The sequence below is a fragment of the Pseudobacteroides sp. genome (genome assembly GCF_036567765.1).
In the GTDB taxonomy this organism is placed as follows: domain Bacteria; phylum Bacillota; class Clostridia; order Acetivibrionales; family DSM-2933; genus Pseudobacteroides.
Genome location: NZ_DATCTU010000036.1, coordinates 95,528 through 109,009 on the forward strand (window position 1 = coordinate 95,528; position 13,482 = coordinate 109,009).

Genomic DNA, 13,482 nt, shown 5'->3' on the forward strand with positions numbered 1-13,482 from the left:
TATAAGTGATCTTAGTCCCTCAAATAATTAACATCCACTTAACAATTGCTTAATGTGTTCTTAAATTACCAAATGTAATATTTAAAATAAGTTAAGATCAAATATTATTTATACATGTTTGATTTAATTAAAGACAAAAAAGCCATAATATTAAAATCATTAATTTTTAGGGGGAAATCTTTAATGAAAAGAAAAACTTGTTTTAAAAATGCATCATTACTTACAGTACTGGCAATTCTTTTATCACTTGCTCTATCAGCCTGCGGTTCATCTGACGGGGAATCAATAAGTCTCTCCGGCTCATCTGCACTTCTACCTCTTGCAGACAATGCAGCAAAAGAATACATGGCAAAGAACTCTGGCAGCAAAATATCTGTTCAGGCAGGCGGAAGCGGTCAAGGCCTCACTCAGGTTTATCAAGGTGCAGTAAATATCGGTAACTCAGATGTATACGCAGAAGAAAAATTAAAGCCTGAGGAAGCAAAAGAGTTAAATGACCATACAGTATGCGTAGTTGGTATTGCTGCGGTAGTAAATCCAAATGTCAAGGTTGATAATGTTACTTCTCAGCAATTGATAGATATTTTTACAGGAAAAATAACCAACTGGAAGGAAGTTGGCGGAGATGATATGAAGATAGTACTTATCAATAGGCCAAGCAACTCAGGTACACGAGCAACCTTTAAGAAATATGCCTTAAACAATGCAGAAGAGGCAGAGGGTACTGCGTTAAAAGAAGACCAATCAGGGACAGTTAAGCAGACAGTATCACAAACCGAAGGGTCAATCTCCTATCTCGCATTCTCTTATCTTGACGATAAGACTAAGGCTCTAAAACTTAACGGTGTTGAGCCTACCGGAGAAAATGTTGCAAATGGTTCTTACCCTGTATGGGCATATGAGCACATGTACACAAAGGGAGAACCTACCGGCCTCACAAAATCATTCATTGATTATGTATTGAGTGATGAGGTGCAGACCAACATAGTTCCAAAGCTCAAGTTTATACCGATAAAAGATATGAAGGTAAAAAGATAAATAACTGCATTAAAATAGATTTTATAATCTGCTGCCTAGGATACTATACTTTAGTCTATCCTAAGCAGCAGTATAGTGTAAATGGAGGTTTTAATTAAATGTCAAAACCCAATAAACGCAAAATTACTTCCCATTATATTAAAACCGAATTGTTGGGAAAGTCGCTAGTTACTTTTTTCGGAATATTTTTGATAATTTTGACGATAAGCCTGGTTTTCTTTATCGCTTCCCAGGGCTTGTCTACTTTTATTTTAGATAAACAATCACCTCTCAAGTTCCTTTTTTCCTCTAAGTGGGATCCTTTGAGAGACTTATCAAAAGGTGGACCTGCAATCGGAGCCCTTGTTTTTATTTTTGGCTCCATTTCAGTCTCTTCCCTTGCATTACTTATAAGCACACCTTTTAGTGTAGCAATATCAGTTTTTATGTCGGAGATTTCTCCCAAATTCGGTAAAAAGATACTCCAGCCCGTAATAGAGATATTTGTGGGCATCCCTTCTGTGGTTTATGGTTGGATAGGTCTTACCTTACTGGTGCCGTTTATAAGCAAACTGACACTCACAATCCCTTTTATAGACAAGGATATAAATACAACAGGTAAAAGCCTTCTTACAGGGGGACTGGTTTTATCAATAATGATTTTCCCCACAATTGCCAGTATTTCTTATGATGCTCTTAAGGCACTTCCCAAAGATTTTAAGGAAGCTTCTTTTGCACTGGGTGCAACCCGCTGGCAAACCATACGAAAAGTTTTGATTCCCGCCGCTTTGCCCGGCATGCTGACAGGTGTTGTATTGGGACTTGCAAGAGCTTTTGGAGAAGCCCTTGCTGTACAGATGGTAATAGGTAATAATATACTCTTCCCAAAATCCATTTTTGACAGGGCAAATACGATGACCAGTGTTATAACTATGGAAATGGGAAATGCAGTATCAGGAACTCTGGAAGCAAATGCATTATGGTCCTTAGCTTTTCTCCTGTTACTTATTTCATTTCTCTTTATCGTAATTATTCATAAAATAGGAGCAAAGGGGAGTTTTATAAAATGATTATCAAGCCAAGAGTTACAGATAAAATAGCTACAGCTGTTTTTTATATAATCGCGGCACTGCTTATACTGCTTCTTGTTCTATTTGCAGCATACCTGATATATCAGGGCAGAAGCAGGCTCAATCTTCACTTTCTTACATCAGCTCCCAATTCACTTGAGGCCGGAGGCGGCATTGGTCCACCACTTTTCAACTCAATTTATATTGTTGTTCTATCCTTGGCAATAACCTTGCCAATAGGGCTATCTGCAGGAATATATATGGCTGAGTATGCAAAACCAACAAGACTGACTAAAATGATCCGATTTTGTATCGAAGCCTTGGCATCTCTGCCCTCAATTGTTATTGGCCTATTTGGTTTTCTTATCTTTGTACAAAAAACAGGTTGGGGATTTAACCTTCTTTCGGGTGCACTTGCTGTTTCTATTTTGAACTTGCCTGTAATCACTAGAATAAGCGAAGACTCCATAAGAAATGTTCCCCATTCCGTAAAAGAAGCAAGTCTTGCATTGGGTGCCACCCACTGGCAGACAATTGTTAGGGTTTTGATACCATGTGCCATACCAGGTTTGGTAACTGGTCTAATAATAACTTCAGGAAGGGTATTCGGTGAAGCTGCTGCACTGATATTCACATCAGGAGTAAGCGGTTATCCCCTGGATTTTACAAACTTCAATCCCATGGATTCTTCCTCCCCCCTAAATCCAATGAGACCTGCCGAAACGCTGGCAGTGTTTATCTGGAAGGTAAATTCGGAGGGAACAGCACCCGATGCAAGGTTAGTGGCTGATGGTGCATCAGCTGTGCTCATTATTTCTGTATTTGTATTCAATATAGCATCAAGAATTTTAGGCAAGTACCTCAACAATAAATTTGCCGGAAATTCATAATGCTTAAAGCCATCATAATAGGGTAAAGTATAAAATATTTTTATAAAGGGTTGATTGTATTGAAAAAGAATCTTAAACTATATACGAAAAATCTTGATCTGTTCTACGGAACCAATCAAGCTTTAAAAAACATAAACGTAGAAATTGAAGAGAATAAGGTTACTGCATTAATAGGGCCTTCCGGGTGTGGAAAGTCAACTTTTTTAAAAACACTAAACAGGATGAACGACCTTATACACAATGTCAAAATTACCGGGGAAGTATACCTTGAGAATTTGAATGTTTATGAAGAATTTGATATAGTAGACTTGAGAAAAAGGGTCGGAATGGTCTTTCAGAAGCCCAATCCATTCCCCATGTCAATATATGACAATATTGCTTATGGCCCTAAAATTCATGGTATAAAGTCCAAGTCAAAGCTAGATGATATTGTAGAAAAAAGCTTAAAAAATGCTGCCCTGTGGGAGGAAGTCAAGGATCGTTTGAAACAGAGTGCTCTAGGCCTTTCAGGAGGCCAGCAGCAGCGTCTTTGTATTGCCAGAGTCCTTGCAGTAGAGCCTGAAGTGGTTCTTATGGATGAGCCAACTTCAGCCCTTGATCCCATCTCCACATTAAAAATTGAGGATCTTATTGATGAATTAAAGGAAAAATACACAATAGTTATTGTTACACACAATATGCAGCAGGCAGGAAGAATTTCCGATAATACCGCTTTCTTTCTAACTGGAGAAATAGTTGAATATGATGAAACCGAAAAGATATTCAATATGCCTTCTGATAAAAGGACAGAGGATTATATTACAGGCAGATTCGGATAAGATAATATACAATATCATAACTAATTAATTAGTATAGAGAGGTGCAGGAAATGGTTACTACTAGACATTTTTTTGATAGGGAATTGGAAGACTTACACCATGATCTGATAAAAATGGCAAGCCTTGTAGAAGAATCAATAGATAATACAATGATTGCTCTTAAAAAACAGGACATTGCCATGGCAAGAACTGTATTTAAAAATGATGACATTATTGACGATATGGAAAGAAGCATTGAGCGTAAATGCATGAACCTTATCGCAAGACAACAGCCTATAGCTAAAGACTTGAGAGTTATCAGCACCGCATTAAAAATCATAACGGATATGGAAAGGATAGCTGATCATTCGTCAGATATTGCAGAAATTACAATCAGGATGGCTAACGAAAAATATATAAAGCCTTTGATTGATATACCTAAAATGGCTGATTTGGCAAAACAAATGGTAAAAAAATCAATTGATTCTTATATTAAGCTTGATTTACCCCTTGCACAAGAAGTTTGCGAAAGTGATGATGAAGTAGACGAACTATTCTTTAAAATAATATTGGAACTTATAAACATTATGAAAAATGATTCTCAGGCCATTGAGCAGGCAATCAATTTTATGTTTATAGCCAAGTACCTTGAAAGAATGGCAGATCATGCTACCAATATAGGAGAGTGGGTTGCTTTCATAATAACCGGTGAACATGAACACCTGTCACGACATGTAAACAAAGACGACAGTGTAAATAACCCATTCATAGATTTTAATGCAGGAGCTGATCCAGATAAAATAGAAAATAACGATAACAAAAACAGTAATATCGACATGGATCATAAGAATTAATGTATAATTTGTCGGAGGCGGGTACAATTATGTCCAAAGAACTAATATTTGCTGTTGAAGATGAAGCAAATATACAACAGCTAATTAAATACAATCTTGAGGCTAACGGCTATAAGGTGATTACCTTTGATACAGGCGAACAGCTGATTGAAGAGTGCAAAAGCAACGTTCCCAACCTATTTATTTTAGACATTATGCTTCCAGGAATTGATGGCCTGGAAGTTTGCAGGCAACTAAGGCAAAACTTACGCACCAAATCTATACCTGTAATAATTCTAACCGCAAAAAATGAAGAATTCGACAAGGTGCTGGGCCTTGAGCTTGGGGCAGATGACTATATTACAAAGCCATTTAGTGTCAGAGAATTGGTGGCCAGAGTAAAGGCACTGTTTAGGAGAGTTCATATCTCTTTAGAAAACAGTTCAGAAATTATAAGCTATGGAAATATATCCATGGATTGCACCAGGCGTGAAGTATTTAAGGATGATAGATTGATTGACCTGCCCCTTAAGGAGTTTGAACTCTTAAAGCTTCTGATAATGAATAAAGGCAAAGTTCTATCAAGAGAAATATTGCTTGAAAAGGTTTGGGGCTTCGATTATTACGGTGAAACCAGAACAGTAGATGTTCATATCAGGTATCTCAGGCAAAAAATTGAGGACGATGACAGCAACCCTGTTTATATTGAAACAATACGAGGGATCGGTTATCGATTTAATGACAAAGGAGCAACCAATAAATGAAGCAAAAAATATTTCTGTATTATCTAGTTTTAACAGTTATCGGCGTATTTATAACGGGACTTTTAACATCTGAAATCTCACAGAAATATTATAAAAACGAGTTGGAAGAAAAACTAAAAAACACAGCACATCTTATACAATTTCAGCTGTCGGAAAACAGGAAGCTGGGTCTTCCTATTGATTACAACAAGAGTGCCAGGCAGTATGCAGACGTTTTATATCCTGGAGATAAAGCCATCCCCTTAAAAGATAAAGACAACTATTTCAGAGTGACTTTCATAGATAAATACGGAAATGTAATAGGAGAATCTGAAAAAGATTATCTGAGTATGGATAATCACAGCAACAGAAAAGAAGTACAGGAAGCATTAAAAGGAAATATAGGAAAAGATGTCAGGTATAGTACAGATATGAAAATGGACCTCCTTTATATTGCCGTCCCAATGCCATCTGAGGAGATAATAACAAGGGTTTCAGTGCCGCTGATTCAGCTAGAGAGAATCGATGAGATAATACTGATATACACAGGAATAGGAATATTAGCCGGAATTCTTTTAACCACCGTATTAGCCTTTCGTTTTTCCAATATGATTACCAAGCCGGTAAACGAACTAATAGATGTTACAAAAGAAATATCGGAAGGAAACTTTTCAAGAAGAGCCAATATAAAATGTGACGACGAAATAGAAGATCTGGCAAACACATTTAACATCATGGCTGAAAAGCTTGAAACCACTTTGGCTGAAATGAACGATAAAAACATAAAGGTTGACTCCATTATAAACAGTATGATTAACGGCGTGGTAGCAGTAGATAACCAATTTAAGATTATACTAATAAATTCAGTATCCTGTGAAATGTTCGGAATTAAAAACGGCCCTGGAATAATTGGAATGAATATAATCGAGCTTGTCAGGAACAGCCAGATAAATAATCTCTTAAAAGAAAGTATGGATAAGAATATCCCCCTTTTGACTGAAGTAGTTATGGGACCTCCTGATGATAAGACTTTAAGGATTTATACAAGTCCCATAAAGTCTAACAACGTAAAGCAGCTTAATGCCGGTGGTATTGCAACAATTCATAATATAACCAATATAAAAAAGCTGGAGCAAATAAGAACTGAGTTTGTATCCAATGTTACCCACGAGCTTAAGACTCCCCTAACCTCAATAAGAGGATTTATTGAGACCTTAAAAGCTGGAGCTATTGATGATAAAAACGTTGCAGTAAAATTTCTGGATATAATAGATATTGAATCTGAGAGGCTTTCAAGCCTCATAAATGATATTTTACAACTATCTGAAATTGAGAATAAGAATAATGATTCAGACATCACCTCCCATAATGTAAATGATACACTAAAAGAAATCTATGACATATTGGAAGGAGTTGCAGCCAAAAAAGGTGTAACGCTCAGTTTTGAAGCTATGGACAATATCTCTATAAATGCTAATAAAAACAGAATAAAACAGATGCTTATTAATCTTATTGATAATGCAATTAAATATAATATAGAGAACGGCACAGTAAATGTAAAGGTCATAAAGGCAGAAGGTAAAGTAACTTTTATAATTAGGGACTCGGGAATTGGAATTGATGAAGAACATATCCCACGTATTTTTGAGCGTTTTTACAGGGTTGACAAAGGCAGATCAAGGAACATGGGCGGTACAGGACTCGGGTTATCAATAGTAAAACATATTGTTAACCTGTATAACGGAAATATCAAGGTTGCCAGCAAGCCTGGATCGGGTACGGAATTTACTATACAAATACCTTCTTAAAAGTGCTGTGAAGCCTCAGATTAATCTGAGGCTTCACATATATATGGAACTTTTAACTTCTATATTATTTTGAGTTTACAAATTTACATCAAGTCAATACTCTCTTAACATGCTTATATAATAATATAATTAGCCATTTACTTTTAAGGAGATAAAAATGCACTCAATAATTTTGATAGGTAGTGATAGGTACAGTGTTTTTTTGAAGCATGAGCTAAAGAAAAACAAATTTAAGCTTTTTTTCTCTTCAAAACCCAAGCCCGGTCTTGATAAAGCAAGACTAAAAAAGCCCGACATACTAATAATCAATTCTGTATCCCAAGGCAGCTTTGTAGTATTTGATCTGATTAAGGAAATAAAATCCGATATCAGGCTTAAAGATTCGATAGTACTTGTGTTGTCGGAACATGCAGATGAATTTGATAAGATTTTATCGATAGAATTAGGTGCAGATGAATACATGGTAAAACCCGTAAATTTGGATGAGATGCTGTTTAAATTGAAATGCCTTCTAAGAAGAAAAAAGGATGTTACAAGTTAGAACTTACCGCTCAAATATCTGATTGTCCGATCTTCTTTGGGATTTATAAAAATGTCCTCGTTTGTTCCTTGTTCTACAATCTGCCCCTGGTAGAAAAAAGCTGCATAATCTGCGATTCTCCTTGCTTGCTCTAAATTATGAGTTACAATTACAATAGTATATCTCTCTTTTAAATCTGTAAGAAGGTCTTCAATTTTCATAGTAGATATGGGATCCAATGCAGAACATGGCTCATCAAACAGTATTACTTCAGGACCAATGGTAATTGTTCTTGCTATACATAATCTCTGCTGCTGCCCCCCGGATAACCTTAATGCAGATTTATCCAATCTGTCCTTTATCTCATCATAAATATGTACATCCTTCAGCTTTTTTTCTATTAAATCATTAATCTCTTTGCCCGATAAGCCTGTTAGATTTTCTCTAATTGGAAGCTTCATATTTCTGAAGATTGACATTGGGAACAGATTGGGCTGCTGAAATACCATTCCCACTTTTTTTCTTAATTCAATCAACTCACTTAGCTTGTTAATTTTATAGATATCCCTATCGTTAATTAAAACCCTGCCTTCAAGCCTGAAGCCCTTAATATTGTCATTCATCCTATTCAAGCATCTTAACAGTGTTGTCTTGCCACATCCTGAAGGTCCTATAAACGCAGTTATACTATTCTTTTTTATATCAATATTTATATCCTTTAACGCCTGGATGTTCTTGTACCACACATTAAGGTTGTAAACATTTACTCCATATTCCTCATTAATTTGATCATCAACTTTCACTGCTGAATTGTTCTGCATAAATGCTCCCCCATTTGTCAACGTTGATATAAGTTATGTGTTATGTTCCAATTTTAATCATCCTTAATCATTAATCAAATGATAATATTTCCATAATATAATCCATATTATCTTCCTCGTCTTCATAAGCTTCATTATTTTCATTATCAAAAACAGCAATCAATGCCTCGGAAAGATGGTTTTTCCAGTTACTCCAGTTATGTCCCTCGTTAAATTTCTGGTAAACAACATTGTATCCTTTGTCTTTTAGAATTTTACTCATCCTTTCATTCATGAATTCGGTATCATTCTTTACACCGGTCTGTATGCAAAAATTTATATCTTTTTTATCCATTTCATTAATAATGTCAAAAATCATCCAATCCTTTGCCCAGAAGGACCCTGACTGTGTTATAACATTGTCTATCAAGTTATCTGAAGTCATTGCTATATACATTGTTGTCATGGCACCCCACGAAGCACCTATCATGGTCCTTTTTATGTAATCCCTGCATATTGTGTAGGTACTTTCTACATAAGGTATTAACTCATTTTTTATATATTTTATATAGTTATAACTTATTTTGTGTTCATTGGTCCTTTCACAAGGATCTATCAATACGATAATTGATTTTGGAATATATCCTTCATACATAAGAAAATCCACAGTTGTATTCATATTTCCATACTCAAGATACTGACTTCCATCAATTACATATATAAAATTATTTATTTTTTCATCTTTAAAGCCATATGGAATGTATACATTAAAATTCATATCCTGACCCATAAACTTACTTGAAATGGAAATATCTTTAATCAACTCCCCTTTTGGATATTTTTTAGATGCATAATAATCCTCATCATTTATAAATGGGTAATCTATTGAAACATTATTTAAAATTCTATTTTCTTTATTCATAAGAATAACCTCCATATTCCATAGCTGATTGATAACTATATTTTACTAGTGCTTTGTTAAATTACTATTTGATTAATGTTAATATTCAGCATTTTATTAAAGTAATATCAATCTCTTTTCATTTAATATTATTACCCATATAATTTCAATTCTTAAATTAAATTTTACACAAACTTAAAGCCCGGTTATTATTAGTCTGTTATAAATATAACATCAGGATTAAAATGTGTAGTTACACAATATGAAAGGAGAATACCCATGCTTTGTGATACTCATGAACTTATAGCAGACAGACTTTACAAATTGACAAATTCAGCTCTTTACGTCCCGCTAGATTATAAAAGCCTTCTCTTAGGAAGCATTGCACCGGATAAAAAGCCGTCTATGATTATAATCCCTCATACCAAAACCCATTCCAGTTATCTCCTTAATAAAAACCTTGAGTTTCTTACAAGCAAAGATCCTTATTACGGCAATGCCACAAAACACCTGTTATCCTATAAGCTCGGTATAGTAATCCACCTTATATCCGATTATTTTTGCAGTGCACACAACCATATCAAATATTTAAATCCAATACCCCATCTTATTTATGAAAATCGCCTTAAGTATTTTTTCAAAAAAAATATAGATACTATGAAAATCAGTATTAAAGACAGTCTTATTGAAATTAACAATAACTTATATGAATATATAGATAACAAACATATGGAATACTTAAATACTGAGCATAGTATGTTAAATGATTTTAACTTCACAATTGCTACGGTATCATCAGTTTTTATCTATATTGTATATAACTTGATACACACAAGCTGCGGCTTTGATTTAGCACAAGTCAATGCCGCAGCTTGTTAGCCCAATTTCACTATTTTTAGGCTCAAAAAAGGTATCAAGGCATTTTCTCAAAATTTCTCAAAACACTTTGAAATAATCTTGAACATCTCCGCCCTTGTTATAAATTTGTTTGGTCTTATCGAACCATAATGAGGTGGGATATGGAATACGAGTTGTATAATCTTTGCATAAAAGTAATTTCACTGCTGGGAAGTTTACTTCAACAAAAGAATAACCTTAGATGAGTTATAAAAAAAGTTAAGTTAAAAAGTCAATTTACAGGAGAATTTACATATAAACACAGCAAGTAGAACCCTGCATAATAATAATTTTATTGCACAAATATTTGTTATTTTAAAAAACGTTTTAAAATAACTTACGGTACCAGGCCAACATCAGATCTTAGTATTCTAACAACATCGTTTATATCTGCCTCGTTTGATCTGTTTAAGTCTGCTGCCGCTTTTGACTGTGAATCTAAATCTATTTTTCCTGTTATTAAATGCATGGTCAGCAGTGCGTCTATATAACTTACTTTTCCATCTTTATTTACATCCCCAAGTCTGATTACCAAGTTCCTGCCATTATCACCTGCTGCAGCAGCACCAGTATCTTCAGCATTCCTAGGAGTAACCTCTACTTTAATATCTTTTCCTGCCAAATCTTTTGTGATAGTAATTATGTTTGTCTCAGCACCTTTTATGGGAATATAATTGCCTGTACCATGGTCAGCAGCCAGCCATCTGAAAGTTGTGCCAGTTTCAGGCCTGTTCTTTCCATCTATATAACGGTACCGGGCTGCTAATACACCTCCTGTAACTGCTTCACCTGTAAATGTAACATCCCTTGCTTCGGGGAGAACTTTTTTTTCAATAGTTCTTGCCCCATCATGTGCTGTAAGATTAATGATTTGTCCTCTAATATCGCACGCTTCTGCTTCAGCAACGCATATGGGTAAATTAATCGGTAAATTCTGAGATCCAATATCCGAATTAACCCTAAATGTAAAAGTACCTATATCCAGGGATTTTGTCGATATACCAGTTGTGTTTATTGCATTAAAATGTATTTCACCTGGAACGGAGGTATTTACAACACTTGCAGCAAGTTGATCTGCTAAAACAACGCTTTTTACAGATAACATGCCTGGGTCATATGTTAATTTCATCTTTATCCCAGCCAATTGATTCAAATTGTCCATTGATAAATTTATAGATGTTTCCTTGGCGGGACATGCTATTGATCTGCTTAGTGTAAGGCTCGGTCTTTCAACTCTTACGAATATGGGATTGGAGTAAAACCAGAGATCCTGATATGCGGTCCGGGCATCATTTATCCCTAAAAGTTTATCGTCCAACGGGTTTCCCTGCACATCAGTCTGATTTGGTATTCCTGGCTCCAAATTGGTTCCTCTTAACCTGAAATATTGACTCTTGCTTACTTTGCCCAGGTCATAAGTAATAACATTATATCCATCCTGATCAACAATCCAGTCCTTAGACGTAAAAGTGGCAGCTATTTTTGTAGAATCATTCCTATCCATTCTATATTCAGGTGTGCCTGGCTGCACCGCTCCGGTTATGTCGCCCGCAATAAGATCTATATGGTGAACAGACGGCTTGTCCCCATTATTATTTGTTACTGGACTCTTAAACTTAATGGTTAATTTTCCGTTTTCTCCCGGTAAAAGCATTAGGTCACCACCCATTTGTGCAACCTTCTTACCACTGCTTGCAGTGAATTCAAGTACATTTATTAGATCTCCCTGAACGGTAAAGCTTCTTCCTGAACGCATGCCCTCAACAATGGCATTATAATCATTTTGCTTATCTACCCAGGTATAATTCTTAGCGTATTCACCAGGCCAGAAATCTCCGGCATTATAATGAAAGTCTGAATTTATGAAATTATAGAAGTGTCTTCCCTCTCCCAACAAAGCGTCCCATACTCCGCCCACCTTTGCAATCATATAGTCTGCACCACCGTAAGTAGTTCCCCTATAATTGGCATACGGGTATTCGCCTCTTACTGCAGATTTCTGGTGACCTGGAATACCCTCAAAACCAAATGCTACATCGGGTGCAGCATTATTAAAGTCACGAATATCGGAAATTGAATAACCAAATACCCTCGATGGATGGTTAATGATAAAATAACTTGTTTTAGGGTAATTATGCCCTAGCCATTTTACAGCATTTACTGCATCACTATGTGTCACATTTGCCTTTGTAAGTCCCTCACCGCTTCTGCTTGTATCTGAATCTGAGGCATCAAACATATATTCAAAATCGCTTATCGCTGTAGGCTCATCTGAAACAATTCCTATACTTGCATGATCATGTGTCGGTACGTTCCATTCAACACCCTGTACCAGTAATTTATCACTGTAAGTTTTCCTTAAGTTTTGAACAACGGGATAAGAGTAGTCCTTTAACGATATCCACCTTGGGACGGGCATCGGTAAATAATTACCTCCAGTATCCCTGTATGTATACCCTCCATGTTCCGAGTTAGCCATCCAATTCAAGCCAAAATTTTCAAAAGCATTCCTGGCAACATCAGAAGCACTATAGCTACCGTCGGTGAGATATGTATGGTTGTGGAAATCCCCTGCCATCCATTTTCCTCTCGAGGTCTCATTTATATTTGTTTCAGCTATTATAGAGATGGACATATATGAAAAAACTATTAGTGCACTTGCGGCTAGTAGCATTATTTTTGCTTTCTGTTTCATTTGTAAACCTCCCCCTAATACTCCAATTAAAGCAATCAATTTATCTTTATTATAGTGATAAAATTTTAATTACTTATATACATTACCACTTCCTGCCCCTGGATATGTCGTCCATCACAGTAGATTTCAAATCATACCAGAAAATCTGTCCATGGTATCTAAGCTCGTCATTGTACGGCGGTTGTTCTGAAAGCAGGTCGCTGTCTACAGGAAAGTTCTCTCCATATATGCTGCCCTTTCCCTGGGCCCAGCCATTTTCAAGCTTTGAGAATTCCAGTGTTTTTATGCCGCTTCCGTATTCCTTGTATCCTGTTATATCAAATACTACCAAAAGCTTGGTAAACCTGTTTTCATAACTTAATTCAGGAGTAGCACTATCTTTTTTAACTATCCTGGCATTATAGGGAATGAAATAGGAAAACTTCCATGTGTTGTAATCAGGCTTTGCTTTATCCGGCGTTATCATGCTGTCCCTGCTTAATGTGAAAAGTTTTGATTTATTGTAGTATTC

The 13,482-nt window shown here is 35.8% G+C and carries 13 protein-coding genes; 9 read left to right on the forward strand and 4 right to left on the reverse strand.

All coding sequences use genetic code 11. The features are described from left to right. Positions 1-183 precede the first annotated feature (183 nt). From VIO64_RS06915 to VIO64_RS06950, 8 genes are all read left to right on the forward strand, one after another. Positions 184-1,038, forward strand: a complete 855-nt coding sequence (locus tag VIO64_RS06915) for a phosphate ABC transporter substrate-binding protein (RefSeq protein WP_331916518.1) — start codon at positions 184-186, stop codon at positions 1,036-1,038. A gap of 98 nt (positions 1,039-1,136) precedes the next feature. Next, complete coding sequence (gene pstC / locus VIO64_RS06920; protein WP_331916520.1) at positions 1,137-2,087, forward strand: phosphate ABC transporter permease subunit PstC; 951 nt, start codon at positions 1,137-1,139, stop codon at positions 2,085-2,087. 2 nt (positions 2,088-2,089) lie between these two features. Continuing rightward, positions 2,090-2,977: a phosphate ABC transporter permease PstA gene (gene pstA / locus VIO64_RS06925; RefSeq protein WP_331916544.1), complete on the forward strand. Its 888-nt coding sequence runs from the start codon at positions 2,090-2,092 to the stop codon at positions 2,975-2,977. A 59-nt stretch (positions 2,978-3,036) separates the two neighbouring features. Then, positions 3,037-3,795 carry a phosphate ABC transporter ATP-binding protein PstB gene (gene pstB / locus VIO64_RS06930; RefSeq protein ID WP_331916522.1) on the forward strand — a complete coding sequence of 253 codons (759 nt, stop codon included), beginning with the start codon at positions 3,037-3,039 and terminating at the stop codon, positions 3,793-3,795. Positions 3,796-3,845: 50 nt separating this feature from the next. Continuing rightward, the gene (gene phoU, locus VIO64_RS06935; RefSeq protein WP_331916524.1) at positions 3,846-4,628 is read left to right on the forward strand and encodes a phosphate signaling complex protein PhoU; all 783 of its coding nucleotides are present in this window, start codon (positions 3,846-3,848) and stop codon (positions 4,626-4,628) included. Positions 4,629-4,657: 29 nt separating this feature from the next. Next, entirely contained in the window at positions 4,658-5,371 is a 714-nt protein-coding gene (locus VIO64_RS06940) for a response regulator transcription factor (protein WP_331916526.1), read from the forward strand. Further along, positions 5,368-7,158 carry a two-component system histidine kinase PnpS gene (gene pnpS, locus VIO64_RS06945; protein WP_331916528.1) on the forward strand — a complete coding sequence of 597 codons (1,791 nt, stop codon included), beginning with the start codon at positions 5,368-5,370 and terminating at the stop codon, positions 7,156-7,158. Before VIO64_RS06940 ends, pnpS begins: the two co-directional genes overlap by 4 nt. A 157-nt stretch (positions 7,159-7,315) precedes the next feature. Then, on the forward strand, positions 7,316-7,699 hold the full coding sequence (locus VIO64_RS06950) for a hypothetical protein (RefSeq protein WP_331916530.1): 384 nt from the start codon (positions 7,316-7,318) through the stop codon (positions 7,697-7,699). Here VIO64_RS06950 and pstB (VIO64_RS06955) read toward each other — a convergent pair. Both pstB (VIO64_RS06955) and VIO64_RS06960 read right to left on the reverse strand, forming a co-directional pair. Continuing rightward, the gene (gene pstB / locus VIO64_RS06955) at positions 7,696-8,499 is read right to left on the reverse strand and encodes a phosphate ABC transporter ATP-binding protein PstB (protein ID WP_331916532.1); all 804 of its coding nucleotides are present in this window, start codon (positions 8,497-8,499) and stop codon (positions 7,696-7,698) included. The genes VIO64_RS06950 and pstB (VIO64_RS06955) overlap by 4 nt on opposite strands. A gap of 70 nt (positions 8,500-8,569) precedes the next feature. Further along, the gene (locus VIO64_RS06960) at positions 8,570-9,400 is read right to left on the reverse strand and encodes an alpha/beta hydrolase (protein ID WP_331916534.1); all 831 of its coding nucleotides are present in this window, start codon (positions 9,398-9,400) and stop codon (positions 8,570-8,572) included. A 258-nt stretch (positions 9,401-9,658) separates the two neighbouring features. On the opposite strand from VIO64_RS06960, the gene VIO64_RS06965 reads away from it, so the two are divergent. Continuing rightward, positions 9,659-10,258: a zinc dependent phospholipase C family protein gene (locus VIO64_RS06965; RefSeq protein WP_331916536.1), complete on the forward strand. Its 600-nt coding sequence runs from the start codon at positions 9,659-9,661 to the stop codon at positions 10,256-10,258. A gap of 355 nt (positions 10,259-10,613) precedes the next feature. Here VIO64_RS06965 and VIO64_RS06970 read toward each other — a convergent pair whose 3' ends face one another. Both VIO64_RS06970 and VIO64_RS06975 read right to left on the reverse strand, forming a co-directional pair. After that, the gene (locus VIO64_RS06970; RefSeq protein ID WP_331916538.1) at positions 10,614-12,971 is read right to left on the reverse strand and encodes a dockerin type I domain-containing protein; all 2,358 of its coding nucleotides are present in this window, start codon (positions 12,969-12,971) and stop codon (positions 10,614-10,616) included. 82 nt (positions 12,972-13,053) lie between these two features. Further along, positions 13,054-13,482, reverse strand: a 429-nt coding sequence (locus VIO64_RS06975; protein WP_331916540.1) for a hypothetical protein, incomplete at its 5' end; no start/stop codon positions are given.